This window comes from Metaplanococcus flavidus (assembly GCF_042675885.1).
Taxonomy (GTDB): Bacteria; Bacillota; Bacilli; order Bacillales_A; family Planococcaceae; genus Planococcus; species Planococcus flavidus.
Window position 1 is genome coordinate 194,936 of record NZ_JBHTKI010000022.1, and the last position, 21,217, is coordinate 216,152.

At 41.4% G+C, this 21,217-nt stretch carries 24 protein-coding genes and 1 pseudogene; 5 read left to right on the forward strand and 20 right to left on the reverse strand.

The annotated features are described in order from the left end of the window. Positions 1-248: 248 nt before the first annotated feature. Together ACFQ1X_RS14455 and ACFQ1X_RS14460 are read left to right on the forward strand one after the other, a co-directional pair. Entirely contained in the window at positions 249-755 is a 507-nt protein-coding gene (locus ACFQ1X_RS14455) for a TVP38/TMEM64 family protein (RefSeq protein WP_379083143.1), read from the forward strand. A gap of 288 nt (positions 756-1,043) precedes the next feature. Further along, on the forward strand, positions 1,044-3,515 hold the full coding sequence (locus ACFQ1X_RS14460) for a PAS domain S-box protein (RefSeq protein ID WP_144838573.1): 2,472 nt from the start codon (positions 1,044-1,046) through the stop codon (positions 3,513-3,515). 355 nt (positions 3,516-3,870) lie between these two features. Here ACFQ1X_RS14460 and ACFQ1X_RS14465 read toward each other — a convergent pair whose 3' ends face one another. Beyond that, positions 3,871-4,926, reverse strand: coding sequence for an MBL fold metallo-hydrolase (locus ACFQ1X_RS14465; RefSeq protein WP_379083199.1), 1,056 nt, complete (start codon positions 4,924-4,926; stop codon positions 3,871-3,873). A gap of 967 nt (positions 4,927-5,893) precedes the next feature. Between ACFQ1X_RS14465 and ACFQ1X_RS14470 the strand changes: the two genes are divergently transcribed. Both ACFQ1X_RS14470 and ACFQ1X_RS14475 read left to right on the forward strand, forming a co-directional pair. Continuing rightward, entirely contained in the window at positions 5,894-7,024 is a 1,131-nt protein-coding gene (locus tag ACFQ1X_RS14470) for a YibE/F family protein (RefSeq protein WP_379083146.1), read from the forward strand. After that, on the forward strand, positions 7,021-7,788 hold the full coding sequence (locus ACFQ1X_RS14475; protein WP_144838579.1) for a YibE/F family protein: 768 nt from the start codon (positions 7,021-7,023) through the stop codon (positions 7,786-7,788). Before ACFQ1X_RS14470 ends, ACFQ1X_RS14475 begins: the two co-directional genes overlap by 4 nt. 134 nt (positions 7,789-7,922) lie before the next feature. Here the strand turns inward: ACFQ1X_RS14475 and ACFQ1X_RS14480 are convergent, their stop codons facing one another. The 12 genes from ACFQ1X_RS14480 to ACFQ1X_RS14535 form a co-directional block, all read right to left on the reverse strand. Then, on the reverse strand, positions 7,923-8,324 hold the full coding sequence (locus tag ACFQ1X_RS14480; RefSeq protein ID WP_144838581.1) for a GNAT family N-acetyltransferase: 402 nt from the start codon (positions 8,322-8,324) through the stop codon (positions 7,923-7,925). Positions 8,325-8,483: 159 nt separating this feature from the next. Next, positions 8,484-8,960, reverse strand: coding sequence for a DUF4306 domain-containing protein (locus tag ACFQ1X_RS14485; protein WP_379083149.1), 477 nt, complete (start codon positions 8,958-8,960; stop codon positions 8,484-8,486). A gap of 84 nt (positions 8,961-9,044) precedes the next feature. Further along, positions 9,045-9,512: a DUF4279 domain-containing protein gene (locus ACFQ1X_RS14490; RefSeq protein WP_144838585.1), complete on the reverse strand. Its 468-nt coding sequence runs from the start codon at positions 9,510-9,512 to the stop codon at positions 9,045-9,047. Between the two features lie 778 nt (positions 9,513-10,290). Next, the gene (locus ACFQ1X_RS14495) at positions 10,291-10,512 is read right to left on the reverse strand and encodes a hypothetical protein (protein WP_379083152.1); all 222 of its coding nucleotides are present in this window, start codon (positions 10,510-10,512) and stop codon (positions 10,291-10,293) included. A gap of 99 nt (positions 10,513-10,611) precedes the next feature. After that, entirely contained in the window at positions 10,612-11,055 is a 444-nt protein-coding gene (locus tag ACFQ1X_RS14500; protein ID WP_379083155.1) for a GNAT family N-acetyltransferase, read from the reverse strand. A 74-nt stretch (positions 11,056-11,129) separates the two neighbouring features. After that, entirely contained in the window at positions 11,130-11,561 is a 432-nt protein-coding gene (locus ACFQ1X_RS14505) for a hypothetical protein (protein WP_144838587.1), read from the reverse strand. An 85-nt stretch (positions 11,562-11,646) separates the two neighbouring features. Then, positions 11,647-11,841 carry a hypothetical protein gene (locus ACFQ1X_RS14510; protein ID WP_144838588.1) on the reverse strand — a complete coding sequence of 65 codons (195 nt, stop codon included), beginning with the start codon at positions 11,839-11,841 and terminating at the stop codon, positions 11,647-11,649. An 82-nt stretch (positions 11,842-11,923) separates the two neighbouring features. Beyond that, positions 11,924-12,226, reverse strand: coding sequence for a TIGR04104 family putative zinc finger protein (locus ACFQ1X_RS14515; RefSeq protein ID WP_379083159.1), 303 nt, complete (start codon positions 12,224-12,226; stop codon positions 11,924-11,926). Between the two features lie 299 nt (positions 12,227-12,525). Next, the gene (locus ACFQ1X_RS14520; protein ID WP_379083162.1) at positions 12,526-12,870 is read right to left on the reverse strand and encodes a hypothetical protein; all 345 of its coding nucleotides are present in this window, start codon (positions 12,868-12,870) and stop codon (positions 12,526-12,528) included. Positions 12,871-13,003: 133 nt separating this feature from the next. Next, the gene (locus ACFQ1X_RS14525) at positions 13,004-13,192 is read right to left on the reverse strand and encodes a hypothetical protein (RefSeq protein WP_144838594.1); all 189 of its coding nucleotides are present in this window, start codon (positions 13,190-13,192) and stop codon (positions 13,004-13,006) included. A 141-nt stretch (positions 13,193-13,333) separates the two neighbouring features. After that, complete coding sequence (locus tag ACFQ1X_RS14530; RefSeq protein ID WP_144838596.1) at positions 13,334-13,645, reverse strand: DUF3139 domain-containing protein; 312 nt, start codon at positions 13,643-13,645, stop codon at positions 13,334-13,336. Positions 13,646-13,964: 319 nt separating this feature from the next. After that, positions 13,965-14,234 carry a hypothetical protein gene (locus ACFQ1X_RS14535; RefSeq protein WP_144838600.1) on the reverse strand — a complete coding sequence of 90 codons (270 nt, stop codon included), beginning with the start codon at positions 14,232-14,234 and terminating at the stop codon, positions 13,965-13,967. Positions 14,235-14,487: 253 nt separating this feature from the next. Here ACFQ1X_RS14535 and ACFQ1X_RS14540 point away from each other — a divergent pair, with 253 nt between their 5' ends. Beyond that, positions 14,488-15,279, forward strand: coding sequence for a phosphotransferase family protein (locus ACFQ1X_RS14540; protein ID WP_144838602.1), 792 nt, complete (start codon positions 14,488-14,490; stop codon positions 15,277-15,279). A 22-nt stretch (positions 15,280-15,301) separates the two neighbouring features. On the opposite strand, the gene ACFQ1X_RS14545 is transcribed toward ACFQ1X_RS14540, so the two are convergent. From ACFQ1X_RS14545 to ACFQ1X_RS14570, 7 genes and pseudogenes are all read right to left on the reverse strand, one after another. Then, complete coding sequence (locus ACFQ1X_RS14545; RefSeq protein ID WP_144838604.1) at positions 15,302-16,186, reverse strand: GNAT family N-acetyltransferase; 885 nt, start codon at positions 16,184-16,186, stop codon at positions 15,302-15,304. Positions 16,187-16,340: 154 nt separating this feature from the next. Then, on the reverse strand, positions 16,341-16,607 hold the full coding sequence (locus tag ACFQ1X_RS14550) for a YetF domain-containing protein (RefSeq protein WP_144838665.1): 267 nt from the start codon (positions 16,605-16,607) through the stop codon (positions 16,341-16,343). Between the two features lie 75 nt (positions 16,608-16,682). Further along, positions 16,683-16,904 carry a KGG domain-containing protein gene (locus ACFQ1X_RS14555; RefSeq protein ID WP_144838606.1) on the reverse strand — a complete coding sequence of 74 codons (222 nt, stop codon included), beginning with the start codon at positions 16,902-16,904 and terminating at the stop codon, positions 16,683-16,685. Positions 16,905-17,229: 325 nt separating this feature from the next. Continuing rightward, positions 17,230-18,603 (reverse strand): DUF2254 domain-containing protein, encoded by a 1,374-nt coding sequence (locus ACFQ1X_RS14560; protein ID WP_144838608.1) that lies wholly within the window; start codon positions 18,601-18,603, stop codon positions 17,230-17,232. 106 nt (positions 18,604-18,709) lie between these two features. Further along, positions 18,710-18,865, reverse strand: a pseudogene (locus ACFQ1X_RS16530) (IS30 family transposase); the annotation flags it as partial. A 121-nt stretch (positions 18,866-18,986) separates the two neighbouring features. After that, on the reverse strand, positions 18,987-20,003 hold the full coding sequence (locus ACFQ1X_RS14565; protein ID WP_144838610.1) for an alpha/beta hydrolase: 1,017 nt from the start codon (positions 20,001-20,003) through the stop codon (positions 18,987-18,989). Between the two features lie 222 nt (positions 20,004-20,225). Beyond that, positions 20,226-20,417 carry a hypothetical protein gene (locus ACFQ1X_RS14570; protein WP_144838612.1) on the reverse strand — a complete coding sequence of 64 codons (192 nt, stop codon included), beginning with the start codon at positions 20,415-20,417 and terminating at the stop codon, positions 20,226-20,228. Between the last annotated feature and the right edge of the window lie 800 nt (positions 20,418-21,217).

Genomic DNA, 21,217 nt, shown 5'->3' on the forward strand with positions numbered 1-21,217 from the left:
TTTGCCTGATTTTGGATTATCCATCTTTCTTCCAACAAATCTCATCTGACTTTGCTTTTCATATGGAATGGTCAAAAAATGGTAATAACTATTCCACTTTTAAATGCCCGCGCAGTGCCGACAGCTTGTATAATAGAATGATTATCACTGCTTTCCACTAAACTTATGCGAAAATTCTGCAGGAGGCGGATCCTACTATACTTACTCAAATTCCAATTATCGATTTCCTTTTGCTGCTGCTGTTGAATATGGGGCTGGGTGCACTGGGGTTTTTCCCCAGCGTATTGCTGACCGCACTCAATATCAATACTTTCGGGGCCACGCTCGGAACGGTGCTTTCCTTGTCGGGGGAAATCTTCGGTGCCATTGCCGGTTTCTATCTATACCGGTACGGATTCTCAAAAATCAATCCCCAGTGGCTGAAAAAGCCTTTTTGGATGTACCTTCAAAAACCTTCGGCAAGCCAAGTCTTTTGGGCAGTCATCGGGCTCCGCCTCATCCCTTTCGTACCGTCAGGGTTGGTGACAGCCGGCGCTGCTTTAACCCCTATTTCCGGACCCCTGTTCATGATTGCCAGCACCCTCGGTAAAATTCCCGCCGTCTTCATTGAAGTGGCCGTTGTTTACGGCGTCATGCATACCCTCCCGCCCAGCTATCAGTACAGTTTGGCCCTTGTGTTTCTGGTGGTGACAGGTTTGATCTGGAATAAAAACAGAAGAAAAGATGCCGATTTGTTCAAAAAGGAATCCTTATAGCCAAGCTTCTCCACTTTTTCTTATAAAGAAAGCCAAGGGCCACAGCTTTTGGCTTTTCTTTTTAACGTTTTTCGAAAGCAGTTTCCCCATTGTCACCAGTCTTCATAATTTATTTGATGGAATTGAGAGAATTCTTTCGAAAAGTGTTAAACTTGGAATACATGGAAAATAATAACTTATCTTATTAAAAGAAATTAAATGGAATAAAACGTTTAATTGGCCAGTCCACAAAAGCAATGTTCAAGCTTAAAAAATGGTTATCTTTATTTGCTGAAAGGAGATTTATTAATGAAGGACTTTGCCGAAAAATTAAGCCCGGATATCTTAGCATCCACAGCGCTTTTAGATTTGATCCAAGATCCGGTTTTTTTGATGGAAAAAGATCATGATTCTTTCCGATATATCTACACGAATCCAGCAGCCTTAACCATTTTGAAGCAACAGGAGCTGGTTGGCCGCCGAATTGAAGACGTTCTTTCCCCAAAGAAAAGCCGTCAATTTAATGAGTATTACCGGAAAGTACAGTCCACTCATCAACCTTTCGAGTTTACCGATATTACTAAAACTGACAATACGGAATTCATTGGAGAAACCGTGTTGAATCCGATAATGGCAGAAGATGGCGAGTGCCTGTATATATTGGCTATTGTTAGAGACGTCACGGAAAGAGAGCTGAAAAAACAGAACCTTCATAAGACGCAGAGAGACATCGAAATCGAGCGAAAAAGATTGAATTCCCTGGTGGAATACAATGGCAATGCAGTTTTCGAATTTGACGAACAAAAGAATTTTGTCAACCTCAATAAAATGGTCACTGACTATATCGGTTTTAGTGAAGAAGAGCTGATCGGCAAATCCATTTTATCTTTAGTGGCCGACAGCAGTCTGGAAGAGACTCTCGCGAACTTTGATCAATCCTTAACAGGGCAATCCCTGGATTTCGAGGCGAACATCTATACCAAAGAACGACAAATTGACACGTTTCAAATGAATACAATCCCCATCATTGTCGAAGAAAAAGTGATCGGGGTCTACGTCATCGCCAAAGGGATTACCGAACAGAAAAAAACGGAACGTCTTTTGCAGGAAAGCGAACAGCGATATAAATCATTATTCGATAACCATCCCCATGGCATACTGACTTTTGAACGGAACGGCAACTTGGTCAGCATCAACGCCGGAACAGAACAAATTACAGGCTATACATTAGAAGAACTGGCAGCCGAATTATTTCTGTCTATTATCCTGCCGGAAGATACAGAAAAAGTACTGCATCACTTTTACAAAGCAATTGATGAAAAACACCCTGAACAATACCAACTGACTTTCCGTCATAAAAACAGCCGGCTGATGGAACTTCAAACGATGAATATTCCTATCATCGTAAACAACGAGTTGGTTGGAATTCATGGCATTGTAACTGATATTACTGAAATAAACCGGGCTCAAAAAGCCTTGACCGAAGCAAAGAAAGAACTGGAAGTCTTCTGGGGCAACTCTACTGACCCAATTTTTTACATAGATACAAAAGGCGACATTCTGAAGATGAATCCTGCTTTTGAAGAAACTTTCGGGTTTACGGAAGAAGAAATGGTCACCGGCAAAGGCACCATCATTCCACAACATATGAAATCCGATCAATTCAATATCGTGGAAAAAATCCTTAACGGGGAGACGGTCAATTCCCATGACACCATCCGTATGACAAAATCGGGAACACCGCTCAACATTATTTCTTCCTATTCACCTGTACGAAATGCAGACAAAGAAATCATCGGTGCCACCATCATTTATAAAAATGTGACCGAACTTAAAATGGCCGAAAAGGAATTGCAAAAAAGCCAGGAGAAATACAAAATCATAACAGAAAGCACATTTGATATCGTTACGATGATCAATCTCGATGGGCTGATTGAATATGTATCCCCTGCCTATGACACTATTTCCGGTTATCCCGCCGACACTTGCATTGGCACCTCATTTATGACAAATGTTCATCCGGAAGATGCGGCTATATTAACAGAAAGCGTTTCTTCCTTACTTGACGGAGGAAAGCCTGCCGCGGTAGAAATTCGATTTTTGCATAAAAAGGGCCATTACATCTGGATGGAAGTTTCACCTACTCCAGTCCTTGAAAAAGGAAAAGTAAAGCAAGTGTTTACGGTATCCAGAGATATTACAGAGCGAAGACGGCTTCAGGAGGAAATTGCAAAAATGGCGTTTTACGACCATTTAACCGGCATACCAAATCGCCGCACTTTTGATAATGAACTCCAAAAGGCCATCCATCAAGCGGATGCTTCCGGCAAGAAAGTGGCCATTTTGATGCTCGACGGACATAAATTCAAGCAAATCAACGATCTTTATGGCCACGATGCGGGAGACGGGGTAATTCAGGAAATGGCTGCACGCCTTGTTGACTGTGTTCATCCACTGGGAACGGCCGCGCGTTTGGGCGGTGATGAAATGGGTGTTGTGCTGCCGGAGATTGAATCATTGGAGACAGCCGAAAATATGGCAAAACAAATTCTGAAATCGTATGAAAAACCGCTAAGCTGCAATGGTGTTGATATCAAAATAGGTGTGGGGATTGGCATTTCCCTATATCCCGATCATTCAACGAATGAAAGACAGCTCATAAAGTTCGCCGACCTGGCTCTGTATGAAGCGAAAAAAATGGGCCGCGATGCTTACAGTGTATATAACTTTGCGGCAGAACAGATTTCAGACCCATTGAATAAAAAACAAGAATCCAAATAGATTTGATGTACCATGAACCCCTTGTTCATGGTATTTTTTATATTCATTTGTCAGCTGGAACATGCTTTTCTTCGGGCTTTGACGAAAACCGAAAAACCTCTAACTCAAACCACATTTGGGAAATATTGGCGGATGCGAAGATTTTTTCAATATGGGGTTCGGTGTGGGACTGCAGATCGCATGTTGGTGACTCTGTTTGTGTGGGTTTTGGAAGTTGGGCATATTTCAGTGAAAGTTGGGCATATTTGGACCTAAGTTGGGCATAAACCAGAAAAAGTTGGGCATATTCGGATCAAAGTTGGGCATAAACCGAAAAAGGGGATGGAGCAGGATAGGTCCCCAGCTCTCCCTCCTATCATCTCCACCAAGTTGAAACAGGGAATGGCACGTCCCCGTCCAGCGGAACCGTCTCTCCAATCCGCGGAGCAAAGAGATCCACGTCATTTTCCTCTGTCGCCACCAACGCCCGTTCTATCGGTTCCGTCCAGCTGTGGCGCGCCAGCGTAAAGCCAGCCCAGTGAATGAGCATCATTTGCTCGGCTTGCACATCAATACTCGCCTGAACGGATTCTTCCGGAATCATGTGGGACTCGGGCCAGCGTTCATCATACTGCCCGCCTTCGATCAGCGCGATATCAAAAGGTCCGTATTTATTGCCGATTTCCTTGAAATGCTTATCGTATCCGCTGTCGCCGCTTATGTAGAAACGCGTTTCTTCACCGGCGAGCACCCAACCGCCCCATAGCGTTGAACTCCGGTTCAAAATTCCTCTGCCGGAGAAGTGTTTGGCAGGCACCAGGGCCACGGTCAATCCCTGATATTCTTTTTCATCCCACCAGTTCATTTCCGTAATCTTATCTTCCGCAACGCCCCACCCGGTCAAATGGCTGCCTACTCCGTAAGGGACAAAGTAATGCGCGACCTTGCCGTCCAACTTTTTGATGGACTCATAATCCAGATGATCATAATGGTCATGGGTAATAAATACAGCATCGATTTCCGGCATCTCATCCACCAGATGCAGCAGATCTCCCCCGTAACGTTTCGGTCCAATAAACGAAACCGGTGAAGCGACCGGCCCCAGCATCGGATCAATCAGGATTTTATTATTATCAAGGCTCATGATGAAAGTCGAATGGCCGAGCCAGGTCAGGCTGTCTTCTTCCGCTCCGATATTATCCCAGTCGATATCAACGACCGGCAATTGATCACCCGGATTCATCTCCTTATCCTCTGAATCCGAATTCTCGGGTGCCGCAAGGACATTTATGTCGATTTCCGGTTTCCCCATCGGCAAATTGATAAATTTCCCGTCCTCGTAATTTTCAAATGTCTCAAAGAGCGCTTGCTGTTCATTGCTTGGACTGCTTCCAAATGTCGGATACAGCACCGTAAAAAGAAGAATTGCCATTGCCAATAAAACCACCAGCAGCAATAAGCCAAGCGGTATTTTCCAGAGCAGTCCTTTTTTGCTTTTCGGTGATTTTTGTCCGTTCTTTTTTTCATTTGCCTGATGTTCTTCGATGTTTGACATTTTATCCCTCGCCTTACAGCTTTATTTACCGGTGCAGATATTATTGCTTGGAACTTATTTTCAGTATAACTTCCTTTTTGGCTGGAAGGTACCTCCAGGTTTCAGTCATATGCCGTCCCTCGCTCTTCTGCAGGATTGAGATGAAAACCGATATTCCGGAAAACAGCTTCGAAGACAGTAGGCGTGTCCTGCTCGGATACTGTCTTTGCGACGAAGTGCGCAGCACTGCAGGAGCACGATTTTAAGTCTGCTCCTGCATCGCTGCGCTGCTTCGTCGCAAAGCGTCGGCCGAACTACCTTCGGCCAACACTTCGCTGTTTTGCTCCATATCTCAGATTGCTTTCTCTAAAAGCATATACTTTTAAGTCACTTTCAAGAAACAAAATAACTAAATCCGACCAGAAAAAGAGCATTTGTTGATTGCTGGGTTTCTATGAGCGGTTTCCTGGGTTCTATGAGCGGTCATTGGATTCTATGAGCGGTTTTCCGGGTTCTATGATCACTCAGCTGCCTTTCGGAAAATCTATAGTGACAAATTTGATATTGAGAATTAAAAGAAACTATCACTTTTGCCGGACTCTTCCATTAAAAAGCAGGGCCTAAGTGTATATTCAACTTGTAAAGCCTTTCAGCAGTGAAAGGCTTTTTCTTATTCGAAATATACTTTTAAGGAAAGTAACGAATTCAACTCCATTTACCCATTAGATTAGAAAATCTTATGAATAATAAGGATTCGGGAGAGCCTTGGCGATTTCTGTTACAATCAACGGAGAAAGTGCATCCAGCTTCCTTGAAACTTGGGTTCTGAAAGTTTTAAAGGACGGGTGAAATGGAGGATATCATTTTGAAGGGATTTATAAAAAGTATATCACCGGTCCAGCTCTTCTTGTTCGCTGTGCTGTTGATCAGTTTTATCGGCTCTATGTTTTTCATCAATACCAATTACGGTTTCTACGATCAGCCGATTGTGACAATCACTGAAGCTGAAATCACGGAGACCCGCGAACTAAGTGATATGCATGGCAACGAAGATGCTTTATATACCCAGCAGCTCGAGGGTGAAATGCGGAACGGCGAGTATAAAGGCGAATCGATCAAATTTGAAAATGAGTATTCCATGTCCGGGGCCAATGACCACGAATACCGGGTCGGCCAGGATTTGTTCGTCGTTATTGCAGGGGCATCTGAAGAAGGTACTGCACTCACCGGCACAGTTGATAATGTAAAACGGGATAAATACATACTTGCGATGACCTGGATTTTTATCTTTGTGCTGCTCATCATCGGGAAAAAGCAAGGGTTTTACTCGATTGTCAGTTTGGCGCTCAATGCGGTTATCCTGGCATATGCTTTGGAAGTTTACATCCGGACGGAAAACATCGGTCTACTGTTTATTGCGGGTGTCAGCGTTCTGTTATTCACCGTCACTTCGCTGCTCCTTGTGAACGGCTTCAATGAAAAAACATATGCGGCGATTGTTTCGACAATTCTCGGCGTTTTCACAGCTCTGCTGCTGGCTTCTTTTGCGATCTGGACATCCGGCGGCAATGGCTTGAACTACGAAGAGATGCAATTTCTTTCAAGGCCGTATGAAGTCGTTTTCATGGCGGGGCTCTTCATCGGCTCTCTCGGAGCGGTGATGGACGTCGGTATTACGATGTCGGCGTCCATCTTTACACTTTACGAAAAAAATCCGAACATCTCCATTCAAGCAATGAAGAAGTCCGGCAGTGATATCGGGAAAGATATTATGGGCACGATGGCGAATATCCTGTTCTTCGTTTATATCAGCGGTTCGATTCCGATGCTGCTGTTGTATTTGGCGAACGGGGCAGACTGGCCGTTTACTTTTTCGATTAACCTGTCCCTTGAAATTGCCCGTGCGCTCGCCGGTGGACTCGGAATAGTCCTGACTATCCCGATCGGCATTTATACCGCCATTTTCTTCATTAAGAGAAAGAAGGTGGCCCAATGAATGTCCTGATCGTTTTAGCCATCATGTTATGTATGGCCATGGTGATGATTGGCGGAAAAAAAGGGGCCGTTTCATTCCTCAGCCTGTTCATCAATTTTCTGGTGCTGCTGTTTACGGTTTTCATGATGGCCAACCCTGATCAAAACCCCATCTTCTGGGTCATCATCGCTTGCGTCGTCATCAGCTGCGTCAATCTGTTTTTCATCAACGGCATCAACAGCACTACGATTGCAGCCTTTGTTTCGACCGTCATCACGATGATTGTGCTGTTGTTCTTCATCTTCATCATGACCGACTTGACGATGATCAATGGCTTCGGCGAAGAAGAGGTCGATGAACTCAGCCTGTTCTCGCTTTATATCGGCATTAGCTTTATCGAGCTTGCAGCTGTGGTCATCATCATCAGTACAATTGGTGCAATCATAGATATCGCCATTTCGATTACGTCGCCGATGCGCGAAGTCCACTTCCATAACCCCGGCATCAGCCGTCGTGAACTGGTACGCGCAGGCTTCTCCATTGGCCGGGATCTTCTGGGAACAAGCACCAACACCTTATTTTTCGCTTTTTTCGGCAGTTATCTTGGCTTGTTGATCTGGTTCAAGGACCTGTCCTATTCGCTCGGCGACATCGTCAACTCCAAAGTCTTTACTGCCGAAATGATCACAATACTTTGCGCCGGCATCGGCATTGCCCTCGTCATCCCGATCGCCTCCTGGATCACCGCATTTTTGCTGACGCGAAAAAGCAGTACGTTGAAATAAGTGATGGTCAGTTTCACTTGAAATTATTTGATGAATGGTGACTTTATTAAATAAACCCGGCAACCTTTACTCAAAGGTTGCCGGGTTTTAAATTGGACTTTATAAGAGGATTTCCGACAGACCACTCTTATCATTCAACCCCAATACTTAGAGTAATGAAGCATTTCATCTTGTTGCATACCCATCTGTTCGTACAATTTTTGAGCCTGGTGATTGTCTTTAGCAGTCTCAAGTGTAATGAAACGGGCATTTCCTTCCACACAATAGGCGTAGCACTTATCCAGTAAACTTCTTCCGATGCCTTGCTTGCGGAATTTTTCATCCACATACAAATCATTTAAAATAAAAGCTCTTTGTAAAGCAATCGAGGAGAATGTTGGATAAAGCTGCACAAACCCGGCTGCTTCCCCGTCCACCTTCGCCATAAAAATAACGGATTCTTCCTTTGAAACTCTTTCTTCCAAAAACTGTTGTGCCGCTTCCGCATTTCCTGGTTGATTATAAAATTGTCTGTATGCGTCGAATAACGGTACTATTGAGCTGACTTTTTTTTGTTGTGATCTGTTCTATTTTCATGCCTTTGCCTTCTTTCTTTTTACTGAAATTTTATTCCCCATTAATCTGAAGATAATTTTTTGGTCAGTTCCATCAACACTCAAAGAGCCCCCTGAAAATAGCCAATTAGTAAAATTAACTTATACAGCTTTAAACATGCGTCCTTTTCGAAACTCAAAACGGAAAATCCCCAAAATGGAGGCAAGACCCACCACACCAAAGAAAACCGAAAACAACTTAAACCCAGTCGTTGGAGAATCCATGAGAAGACTGCACATGACGAACGATCCGATTGCCATAAGCACGAGAAAGCTATTGCAGGCAGCTCTGCGTCCCCTGAACACCCAAAATGCCAACTGAAAAACCATCCACAGAAATGAACTGGCCATTAACAAGGGAAAAAGGGGTTCAAATTTGGCTGCATAGACAAAATGGTCAATCACTAACAAGTTCTCTGAATTCGTAAATCCGTTATTGATCCAGTTCGAGAATACCGCCGTATGCTTCCATTCCCAGGGATTGTCGCGCAATTGTCCTCCTTCGTACCAGCTGATAAGTGTTGCCAAAACAAGCATCACAAATGCCCCGATGAACATTACCGCATTGCGAAAAGGCATTACTCGCACTCCCTTTTTTTTTTCATATGCCATTCGTTGCAAGAAGCGCAATGAAGTTCCGTTCATAAAATATATAATTCATCATCACAGCCATTCATCGCTTTTATTCTCCAGCTGATAAATATACATATCCACTGAGATGGTTGTTCCTGTTAAATAACAAAACTCAATTACTTCTTCATTAAACGACATATAAGGTTGTTCTTCTCCATGAATACTCGGAACAATCGTGAGGACAAAACTCACGTCATATTGTTCCTTTATCCCTTTCAGTTGCGGAATTTTATTTTTGAGGTTCTTGATGGTGCCCCTGCACTGTGCTTCCACATCCAGTCTGCCTATATCAGATTCTTCAGCACTCCAGTTTGAGAAATGGTATTCAGATCCATCTATCCTTTTATCGCCATAGGCCCAGCTTCTGAAAGGTTGAATTTCCAGAACGCGTGTAATGTCTTCCGGATTAAAAATCCCTTTTTCAAATGCCACGAATCCACTATCACTCGTACCGTTACTTTTAATGGCAAAATAAGTGTAACTACTCGTCTTTTCCATCGGACACCCCTTATTTTATGTTGTGAAGATTTGAGTTTCGTCTCATGCTAATATACAAACTCTTCCAATTACCTTATCAAATATCATGAATTATGAAAATACTTTTATTTAGGTTATTTATAAACCGTCTCCAAAATAAAAGGAGAAAAGAATGCATTGATCAGCATCTTCTCTCCTCATACTTTAATATTGGCAAACAGCAGGCTATCTCAAAGGCATCTTATCATACGCCAAATCTATTCATCCTCATCCAGCAGTTCCGTCTTAATTTCAGCCAAACTAAAACGATCTTCCACATTCCCAGTGAGCCGGACGGAAAAAGCTTGTGTATCGGAGTCCTCTCCGCCGACAGCTTCATGCAGCAGTTTGCTTTTGTAAACGTAAACCTGATGCTGCAGGACCTCTCTTTCAAAATTATCGCTTTAGAAAAATCATGAAACTTTATTGGAAATTAATTGGTATAGTAACTATAGACGATTTTATGTGAGGAGGTATAACATGAATGTATTAATAAAGTCCAGGTTGATTATTATACCATTGGGTGTGTTCTTAATTTTTTCAATTTCAAATCTCATTAGACACGGGTCAGTTAATTGGATCGAGAATCTTATGATTGCTTTATTTGTAGGGGTTGGATACAAAATTATTGACTATTTCAGTGGCGGTAACAGAAAAGAGCAAAATTCATAATCCCCCGATTAACCACAATAAACGAGTTTTGAATGCAACTTAATTGCCAATAAGTTGCATTCAATTCCAACTGCTAAAGCGTCGATTTTTACCTCATCATTTCATAGTTAATATACATGTTGTAAAAGGCTGGAATCAATAAAGCGATTGCGATACAGATAAGTGCAGCTGTTTTGCTTTGCTTTCTTAAACGATCATCTCCACTTTTCAAGTGTTCAAAAAATGTAAAAGTAAAATAAATGCTGACAATAATTAAAAGCGTCGATAAAATTCCCAACAAATTTCCCGTTCCCCACAATCCTGTTTCCAACGTGGATTCACCATTCTTCCTTTTTAGCTTTTTATATGTATTGAATAACTTACCTTTAAAAATTAATGTAAATTAATTTGATCTTTGGTACAACAAAAATCAAATTAATTTCTTTTCAAGAATTATTTTCAGTTCTCCTCTTTCATCTATTTTAGTACCAACAATATCAAAACCATCTCTGATATTCATAAGGAGCATATTCCGCCATTTATTCATGGTCTTAGTTTGAACTACTTCATAGCCCATTTCTTTTAAATCAGTATGCTGTTGCTTCATCAATTCTGAAGCGACCCCATAATTTCGATATTGAGAACTTACTCCCCCGAGCCAACTATAGAAAGTTATTTCATCAAGGGCATAACCAATCTTAAATCCGATCACTTCTGAATCCTTTAATGCAATATTAACTAATACCTTCTGTTTACTTTTCAGCTTCTCCAACCACTGATCCGTTCCACCAAAAATTTCTTTATGTACCTTTGCAATACTCTCAATTATTTCTGAATTAGGCTGTTCTTCGAATTTTTGATATCTGATATTCAAAATTTCTCCCATCCTTTTTAAAATTGAAACCTCTAATTGAATTCGTTCCCAGGGAGCAGCACAATTATGTTGAATTAACGTTTAACGAACCTTGGTTCATATTCTGACAGGACCTCTATGATGTCGTTTCCATTCAAATACAAATGATGTTCAAGTTCAGGGTTAGTTTGGCCATTGATTAAAGGGTTCATATCGAACCATTTGATATAATCCGAATTCGTCACTTTATAGAAATACAATGCATTCGGGTCCTGTATTCCGCTCCTATCCATCTCTTTGCTGAGCAGATCGAACCTGCCGTATTCAGTTGAATAGCGATAAGACCATACTGAATAACCTATAAGGCCGTCTGTTTGATCGTATATCACATCAATGGTGGAGTTCATTAGGTCTGTAAAAGAAATTTTAAAGTGATCGATTCGCCCTGAAACGTTCATAAAGCCTAAATCACCGTTGTTTCTTCCCTTGATAAAAGTGACAGGCTGCCATGCATGAAGCTTTTCCACAAAATCCCCTCCTCAAATTAATAATGTCTTGCTTAATAAATTTCCTGCCAGGGAGCAACATAATTATCTGAAGGCAATTGGAAGTTTAGAGTTGATTCCCTTTTGCATTTTTATTCTGTTTACTGAAGCGATATAAAAATGTAAGCTCAAAAGCAAAAAAGGCGATTACCAGACCTGCAAAGTATGGCTGAGGCGAATCTATAAAGACAAACAGTAAAATTGATAATACCAAAAATGTTACTCCTATGATCAATGGATATTTAAATGAATTTCTTTTCAAGATTATCCCCTCTTCTTTACTTAGTTGGGTACTAACCTCCAGCTTAAATTTCTTTAACCCCTTATTCTTCCATAACTACCGACTACCAAAGAGGCGGTTCCTTCTTGTTCGTAATTTTTATTAAAAATGGAGAAACGGCTATGGAGAAGAAAAAAGTCATGACTAAAATCCCTAAGGTGATGTGGGGCGGTATATCAAATAAAAGTCCAAAAAGCATAACTAACGGTGCAAGAAAGACCAATAGTCCATTTCTTTTTTTCGATGGATCAGTATAATATTGGGTTTTTCCGCAATAAGGGCAAACCATTGCCGTGTCCAGTGTAAACATCTTTTTGACTGTCTGTTTCCAACTCCATTGATTATTGCAGTTTTGACAAGTTGGCATGTTTCCCCTCCGATCATCTTTCAGCATCTTTGTTCTACTACGGTTAATTTATTCCATATATTTACCATATCATAAATACCTTGTCGCTTCATTTTAAAGACTGAAATTCCGAATAAATAAACCTCGAGCTTCCAGCCTGTTTTTTACTAACTTAACCGTTAGTAAAATTGCACTTTTAGAGACAAAAAGGAGAGATGAGGCTGTTCTCAGCATCATCTCTCCCTTGCATAATAGATCACAGTAAATTTGATAGCCTCTCACTTAAATCCTTTAAGTAAGAAAACCCCATTAAATCATCCTTAAGAATCTTCAGCATTTCTAACTTTGAAACTGCCTAACAGCACATACCCAAAAACCAATCCGGCGATGGTAGGAACGGTCACTCCACCAATGGAAATAATTTCAGGTATACGAAGCCAACCTGCACCTAATGGAGAAAAAGGCAGGAACGTCATCACTACAACATATAACGTTGGCAGCCCAACAGCAGTGAAAAGAATCCAGTCAAAAGACAAAGACCTGCTGCTTTTCAATTGCAGGATAAATTTTGGTATGCGCATCAGCAGGCCGATAGCTACTGGAAATAGAGCGATATATGCTTGCAGCGGGAAAAGGTTGTATGTCATTTGTGAATTTGCAGCCAATTGCTCCTGTAGCCGCATTCCAAAATATACGATAACCCCAATCGCCAATGTCCAGATGAAATAATAGATAAACTTCTTCAGAATAGTCTCCTCCTCTGTTTGTCCTTATCGCTCGTACAATTGCCTTCACCATTTATTCATTCGGGGAGGCAATGAAAGACTCGGATTGGCCATCCCAATCGATGCTTATCTCTACTTCCTGATCTTCCCGGTAAATTTCAAGATTTTGAAGTTCTCCCATCTGAACAAGCTGTTCTCCATCAAGGTCATGTCCCGTTCCTGATGTTCCACCGGTAATTGCCTCGATTTCATAGTCAATCACTTTTGGAGCTTGGCCCTCTCCTAATTTAATTTACGATTTTTATTTTTCTTAAATGAATACCAAATGATTGCAATAACAACCACGATAAAAATAAATAACATTATATTGCCAGTTCCAATAGGGATATGAAACATCTGCCTTTCAATTTGTTCCTTCGTCCAGCCTGTCCCTTTGCACAATTTCATTCGTGTCTTCTTCATATCGATAAAAGTAAGCAATATTCGGTTCGTCTTTAAAATGAACAACTGCCTCGTATTTTCCTGTGTGTGAAACTTCCTCATTTTCATCTACTTCAAGAATCTCCACAATGTACAGTTCTTCTATATCCGTCTCTTCATAGCCTTCATTTTCCAGATAAGAAAGAGTATCATTCTCTATTTGGCTTTGCTCCTTAACCGAAGTGAAAAGCTGAAACGCAAGAATGAGCAATCCAACGATTAATATGCCGATCATCCATTTCTTTTTAGAAATAATATCCCTCCTAATTTTCCAAACAACGATAAAGCAATACGGCCACGTGAGTTACTGGTTAATTTGTGAATTCAGACCTTTCAAGGTCAACTATGTTAAGTTTTTAGTCCTGCTCAATATCTCTGAAACACCTATGGCTATGCTTGCATTCAGCATTCCAAATATAGAAAGCATCATAGTTATACCGTCATATTCGCCGATAAAGTTCATCACAAAAAACATGAAACTGAAGAAAAAAATTAGTATGCCAAAAACAAATAAAACTCTATCCATTGTCATCACCTCATACCGCGTAAAATTCTTACATACTGCCTATAAAAAATGAAAGCAACACAAACCCTGTCGTAAACATAGTTATAATAAAGATTAATATTCCGACCAGCTTGTTATTCCATAGCTCCATTACGCCCACAATTGCCCCCATTAAGCACACTCCTACCCAGGCAACTTCCCACAAGAGATCTCCTACTTCATGAGTAAATATGGTATAGAAACCAGACAAGAATAAAATCCAATTAAGAACCAAAAGTATAATAAATGCATAGGAAATTTTTAGCGGCTTTGCCTCCAATATAAAACCTCCTGGAAACTATTCTAGTTTCCCCATATTATACCTTAATCGACTAACTAATTGTAAAATTCTCTTTTCTTTTCGTTGGATCACTTCACTCATCCGACTTCTGATTCTTCCCCTTATTTCCTATAAATTTCACGTATAATGAAAAATGATTAGCGTTTGGGACCCTTCCTCCACTCCTTTGAATGGTTCTAATTGAAAGAATATACAAAGAGTAACCCATTCCAACTTCCAGAGGTGTATCAAATTGCAGCCAATCCAAATAAGTGAGATACCAACTGAAATAAAAGACTATGCCGGCACGATCAAATCCATTACGTTTCCGCGGCAAGGCTATACCTCGAACGTAGGAATAATCGAAAGTCAAAGCGGCTTTTATGCATTAAAAAGAACTCGGGGAAATTTAAATAATACTTCCCTGAACAGAGAAGTATCCGTATTGAATCATTTGGCCGCAACACAACTCTCTGTTCCAAAAGTTCATCTATTCGTTGAACAAGAAAACACTAACCAATCGTGGGTGTTATTTGAGGTGATGGAGGGACAGCCATTGAGAGCGGCTTTATTCAATGAAGAGATCGAAGAGAAAAGACGGGAAATGATCTTTAACTTCGGAAAATCCCTCGCTCAAATCCATTCAACTTCTTGTCCAACCGAAATAACTTACCAAAGACCCTGGCTTGATGAAATGCTGGATCAAGCAGAATTTAACCTGAAGACTTCCACTGTAGATGGCAATGCAGCATTGTTAAAACAGCTACAGAATAACAAACCCGCGGAATTCAACCAGACGCTCATCCACGGGGATTTTACGATCGACAATGTTTTGGTCCATCATGGCAAAGTTACTGGAATCATTGATTGGGGTGGTGGATCACTTGGAGACCCCCGGTGTGATGTGTCGATAGCTGTACGCCCTAAACCGAATGCATTTGAAAAGGAATCAGACAAACAAATATTCTTTGAAGGGTACAGCGAAAAAATCATCAATGACCAGGATTATGATTATTTTGTGAAAGGATTATATGAGTTCTTTTAATGTGCCGTGTATTCCTCGGAAATCAGCAATGCGATGTTAACGGAAACTTAAAGTTCCCTTCCAGCAATGGCTTTTTCATCAAGACGAATAGCGCATCTGCATCATTTGGTGTGACTGTTGCTTCCATCCCTTCGATTGCAAAGTCTGGTGTGAAATGGAAGACGGCTTTTTCCGTTGTCTCCTCCAAAATGGAGGCCAATAAACCTTCGATATCGGGTGCCTTTAACGAAATGATATCGTAAATATGCAAGGTTCCACTCTCTTCTGCCATCAGCACCACCGTTTCCAACTCTTCCAGATAGAAGATGCTGTTTGGGAACACCAATGTGAAATAAAACATCAACAAGCTTTCACTGTGTTTCACATCCAAAACCGTTGAGTTCACATACCGATCTTTTGCATACCTTTCAAGTAGGGCAAGGTCATTTTCAATGGTAAGCCGCTCCACTTCTGTCTCCTCATTCCTTTGAATCGAGCTTTTTTCCACTTCCAGAAAAAATTCACTTTCATTCAGACGGGTAAAACCAAAGCGCGGATAAAAATCCAATACCGTGTCATTTGCAAAAAGATACATAAAATCACAGGCGTTTTCGTGTTCCTTCATAATTTGTTCCATTAATTGCTTAGAGAGGCCTTGATTGCGATAAGCCACGTCGGTCATGACGGTGCCAATCTGAATTCCGTTGTATGCAATCCCCTGAATAATTACCGACATTTTAAAGACCGAAGCATTTGCGATAATCTTGCCTTCATCCACGAATGAATACGGTATATAGTTGTCATCCCAATACCCCCTGTTATACCAGCCACGAAAATCCAGGCCAAACGTTTTCATGGCCAAAGCATTAAAGCTGCCCTTCAAACTTTCATCATTGCGATAACCACTTACTAATTTATATTGTCCCACTCAAAACTCCTCCAATGTTGTTTCGATTACTTCGGATCATTGTCACCTTGAAAAAATAGAAAAAGACCTTATGAGAATTAACTCATAAAGTCTTTCTCCTGCACAAGTTCCTGATGGAAATGAGGATATGACATATGCCCAATTGACTTCCTTCTCATTCATCAGCTTCACCTGATTTTTTTGTCCATGTGACGTTGCTTACGGATTGGGGCGAAGTATCATCTCCTTTTTTCACGGCAGATATTGTCCCGTCGCCTTCCAGTATGAGTGCATCAATTTGATGGAAGGATACAAACCCTTGCTTCCTGACAGCCATTCTTAAATCGGCTGGCTGGAATCTCTGCTGCCTGATAACTTCCTCATTGAATTCGCCCTGATAATAAAGGTATACCGGGGTCTGAAAACAGAAAAAACCCCAAATGGATCACTTTTTAAAGTGTCTGCCATTTGGGATTCAGTTCAGAAAGCGCTTTCTCCTGCTTCTGTAACTTGTAACTTAAGAATTTCCACCATTACTGTTTTTTCCGCCTTTGCGGCCGGCTTCTTCCTTGCTCATCTTGCCATCTCCGGAATTGTTGCCGCCACTGTGGCTGTTTTCTCCGCCTTTTTCACCGATTTCTTCGTAAAATTCTTTGTCGTGATTTTTCGAAGTAGCTTCTCCGCCTTTGCGGCCGGCTTCTTCCCTGCTCATTTTGCCATTATTGTTTTGATTTGCCATGTTAAATTCCTCCTCAAATCATATTGGCTTACACTAAGTGTTTACCACGGTTCTTACACTTAAAACACTTTTCTCTCTTTTTATTAAAATTCCATGAAATTCCCACCTTCTATCAAGTGATTTTACTTGACGAACCGAAACAGCCTATTATGTTGATAGAAAAATTCTCCAAGGCCAAAGTAGGGCAGTGGCAGCACCTGAACATTTTATGGTCAGCCTGGGTGAAGCAGAAAATGGCATGGCTAACATATTAGAAACTACTGTCCTTGTTCCCCTCTGGTTACCGGTCGGGATTCCTTTGGGGTTAAGTAATGAATGTTCAATGTCAGCCGTCTTTCCTCTCTATTACTTTCTCCATTTGACCATACTCTTTTTCATTGCCTGTAATCTTTGCAAGCTGATAAATTTTTTCCAGTAATAAATTGCGGTCAATATCATATATAATGTCCTGTGACACATTGGTGATCGTGTTTTCTGCAAAACTCCAGATGTCTGGATGGCGTTTCGGATGTGACGATGTTGCAAGCATCCGTAAAGAAGAGATGATTTCTGTAATGATCGGCAGATCGTCTTTGGCGTAATGCCGTATCATTCCAAACCCCCGGTACAGGGAATCTGCAAAAAGTTGTGGCTGGGTAACTACTCGAACTTGCCCCTCAGGATCAGCAAGATACGGAGTGAATGTCATGTATTCATCAATGGTTTGCATTAAATTGGCCAATTGGTAAATGGCATTGATGGCAGAACGCGGATCCCCATCATTTATGGCTTTTATTGCCACTTCTGCAAGTTTGCTCATCGCCGAATCGTTGTCCTGTATTTCTAATTCTTTATTGCCAAATAAAAAAAGCTCCTTATATACCTCTTCGTCTACTTCTGCTGTTCCTTCTCCCCAATAGGAAAACAAAGGGTTATTGTTCAGCATAAAACTTCCAACTTTTTCGTGAAGCTCAATAATTACATTGTTTTTCTGTGCCTTGTTAACCAACTCTTGAAAATCAACGAGCTGAAGATAGCCGGCGGAAGGTACGTTCACTACTTTTGCAGTTTCCTGGAAAGTTTCTTTTAAATCACCTGATTGCCCTGTTTTTAAGTTTTCCATGTCGTTGTTCAATGTATTCCGAATAATTTCTTCAGACATCGTTTTCATATTAGAAGTTACGTTATGTGTTTGCATCCAATAAATTGCATGATTGATAAAGAAAAGGAAGATAATAGCATTTATGAAAGCCAACAGAACCGTTATAATGGGCACCAAGACAAAATCATTGTTTTGAAAATTGCTGATAAATAAAAACGTCAGCAAAACATAGATGAAGCTGCCATTGAACATGCCTACGTAATGCTGTGTCTGTCTGTCCGCAATAAAATTCTGCAGCATGCGAGGTGAAAACTGGCTGCTGAATGTTGTCAGCACTACCAGCAAAATATTAAGCGTAAAAGCGCTTAAGAGCAGGACACTGCTTATAAGGGTAGTGACTAAAGAGCGGGTTGCTTGATAATCAAAAATAAAAAAAGTGGTTTGGGATGGAAGGTCAAAATACATATCAAGCCATATTGTCACAGTCGCAACAATCATAGCTCCGATAATATAAAAAAACGGGACATGCCATAATGACATGCTTATTTCGTATTTCCGTTGTCTGGGAGACATTTGAACATACTTTCTGATTTCTCTCGGCAGAAACTTGAAGCGCATAAGCGAGATTCCCCCTTCTGATTTTGCGACAAATATATCTATGGTTCCTCTACGTCTTGATTGGTTAATCAAAAGGAGGGCTCTTTTATTGATGTAAATTGTCAACTCAAGTCGAACGTGGCAAGAAATTCATGAATACCTCAAATGGCGTATTGTAATTCAGTACTTTCCGGGGTACTTGATTGAATACCAAGAGAAAGTCCAGGATCTCTTTCTGGGTCACCCGGCTGAAATCGGTTCCTTTTGGATAGGCGCACCGGACACTTCTTCTTGAGGCGTTGAATCAGTGGCAGCGCCGCCGAATATCCCTTGTCCAAACTGGATCTCAATGGCACCGACCTGATCCAGCGAGTGCTCATGCTTATAGGAATCTGATCAATCCTTTACTGGCGATTGACTGCTGAAATCAGCTGGTTTACTGCGGCATCAGCTTCAGGGATTAGTGGATAAAGCATGAATCCATGGGTCATCTTTGGATACTCATAGTATTGGATATCTACTCCTGCTCTTGCCATCCGATCTTTCAGGTTCCTCGCATCTGTCAGCAGCAGTGTATGGGTACCGGTCAATACCGTAATCTGTGCCAGTCCACGGAGGTCCCCGTTGATCGGACTGACAAACGGATTTCCTGAATCTCCCCGCGGACCCGCCCACAAATCCCCGAGCTTCTTCAGTCCATATCTGGAAAGATAAGGGTCTATTTTTTCCAGCTCAATTTGTCTTGGATCACTCATGCTTGCATCGAGCCAAGGGGACAAGAGCACCAAATCGCCCGGCTGCGGCAGTCCTTCTTTTTTTAGTTGTTGTGCAATGGCAAGTGCAAACCCGCCACCCGCTGAATCACCCATCAGCACGATTTTTTCCGCAGGCACTTCCAGCAGCAGCTTCTTATACTGTGCAAGGACTTTCCGGAAGCTTTCTTCATAGGTATGGTTCGGCACTGTCGGATAAATGGGGACTGTGCTGTCCCATCCAGCCTCCTTAGCCAGTTTTCGGAGGAAGCGCCAGTGTCTTTTATGCGGCTGCATTACATACCCGCCGCCAGGTATGTAGAACACATGGCGTTTATGGCTATTGACCGTTGCCGGCCGGGTATGTGAACGTACTGAATAAACCGGCATCCCGTCGGTTTTCGTTTTGCGGACGTCCGCCTTCATTTTCATGGATATCGGAATGGAATAGGATGTGTAGCTTTTTTCCCGTTTCTCCTGGATAAACCAATTGAATTTATCCGGATCGCTCATCACGTTCTTGGCAGGAGACTTTCCAATCGTAATTTCAGCCATTTTACTTCTGACGCTGCGCTTTTCAACTTTTTGTATGTAAGCACAATATCCTCCAATAGCCGCCAGAGAGCCGACCAGCAAAGCTGATCGGCCATTCATTAACTTTGCAGTCATCCTGATCTCTCCTTATCTCTGAATTGGCGAACACCTGATTACTGAACGTTGAATTATACAATGTCCTTTCCAATGAATACAATATCTTCCCTCTCTCTGTCCCCTACCAAGTGAGAGGCCAAGGATAGCTGAAACATCGAAATGACAAGCGGCTTATAATTTTTTAGCCGTCTTGCTTCGTCCAATTGCGGGAGGGATTCCTGCTTTCCTGTATTAAGCTATTTATAGCAGAACCTCTACTGTTCTTTCCATTGCTTTCAGTCCGGTCATTACAATTGATTTCTGACCCAAAAGCCGTGTCTGAAAAATATCAGTCCCTAACTTCTTCATGTGATTCGGGATATAGCGGTAGCCTTCCTTTAGAACTTCGGTAGTGCTGCCTCTCATTTTATACTTCGGAATTATATGCTTCATCCGGTTCAGCTCACAGGATTAATTATATTTTTCAAGTTTTACCCTAATAATTCCGCAGGTAAACGCGAAAGGGAGTTTACTTTTCTTCTATAAAAAACCGGCCTAGCCCCTACAAAATAGGGAAGATGGAATTATAGGGACACCATTCTAATGAGAGCTTGTTTTATAAATCGTTCACAAAAGTACACTTAAACGAACAAAAGGAAGGAAAGAAGTCAAATCCATCACTTCTGTTCCTTGCTATAAGCCGTCATGTGTTAACTCAGTTAGTATTAAGCGAAAAATTATCTGCTAAGGAATAACTGTAGAAGATATTTTTAAGAAAGGTAATATCTGACTGCTGGATTTTGAGCAGCAGATTTTACTTTTTTATAGTTAAAGACAATATTCTACGCTCGCGGATCATTAGAAGACCTGCATAGAAATTCGTTTGCGCTCGCTAACTAAAGGGAATTACAAGAGAAGAAGATGAGAAGAATCTGGTGATGGAGATGAGGATTCTGATCATGAACCTATGAAAAAATCACCATGGACTTGTTATCATTCATGCCTGGAGAGCATCAATTAAAACAATTGCAGAAAACCTTGCGGTCGTATGAAGAAAACAAAAACTGGCAGCTGTAGTTTTGGAAAAAAGGAGAAGGCTTTGTCGGTCTGATTGAAATTGAAGTGGACGAACAATCTTTTATCGTCCGTTATGCTTCGGTTAATCCATCTTTTCGAGGGGAAGGAGTTGGCCGTGTCATGGTTGAAAAAGTTCAGCAACTGATGGAAACGCGTGTGATGCAGGCAGCACCGGA

Coding starts and splice junctions, on each gene's coding strand:
- ACFQ1X_RS14570 (WP_144838612.1), bottom strand. CDS start 20,417: ATGAAGCATATAATTCCGAAGTATAAAATGAGAGGCAGCACTACCGAA.
- ACFQ1X_RS14565 (WP_144838610.1), bottom strand. CDS start 20,003: ATGACTGCAAAGTTAATGAATGGCCGATCAGCTTTGCTGGTCGGCTCT.
- ACFQ1X_RS14485 (WP_379083149.1), bottom strand. CDS start 8,960: ATGCCTTTTCGCAATGCGGTAATGTTCATCGGGGCATTTGTGATGCTT.
- ACFQ1X_RS14530 (WP_144838596.1), bottom strand. CDS start 13,645: ATGATCGGCATATTAATCGTTGGATTGCTCATTCTTGCGTTTCAGCTT.
- ACFQ1X_RS14455 (WP_379083143.1), top strand. CDS start 249: ATGGGGCTGGGTGCACTGGGGTTTTTCCCCAGCGTATTGCTGACCGCA.
- ACFQ1X_RS14560 (WP_144838608.1), bottom strand. CDS start 18,603: ATGCGCTTCAAGTTTCTGCCGAGAGAAATCAGAAAGTATGTTCAAATG.
- ACFQ1X_RS14490 (WP_144838585.1), bottom strand. CDS start 9,512: ATGGAAAAGACGAGTAGTTACACTTATTTTGCCATTAAAAGTAACGGT.
- ACFQ1X_RS14555 (WP_144838606.1), bottom strand. CDS start 16,904: ATGGCAAATCAAAACAATAATGGCAAAATGAGCAGGGAAGAAGCCGGC.
- ACFQ1X_RS14515 (WP_379083159.1), bottom strand. CDS start 12,226: ATGCCAACTTGTCAAAACTGCAATAATCAATGGAGTTGGAAACAGACA.
- ACFQ1X_RS14460 (WP_144838573.1), top strand. CDS start 1,044: ATGAAGGACTTTGCCGAAAAATTAAGCCCGGATATCTTAGCATCCACA.
- ACFQ1X_RS14465 (WP_379083199.1), bottom strand. CDS start 4,926: ATGGCAATTCTTCTTTTTACGGTGCTGTATCCGACATTTGGAAGCAGT.
- ACFQ1X_RS14475 (WP_144838579.1), top strand. CDS start 7,021: ATGAATGTCCTGATCGTTTTAGCCATCATGTTATGTATGGCCATGGTG.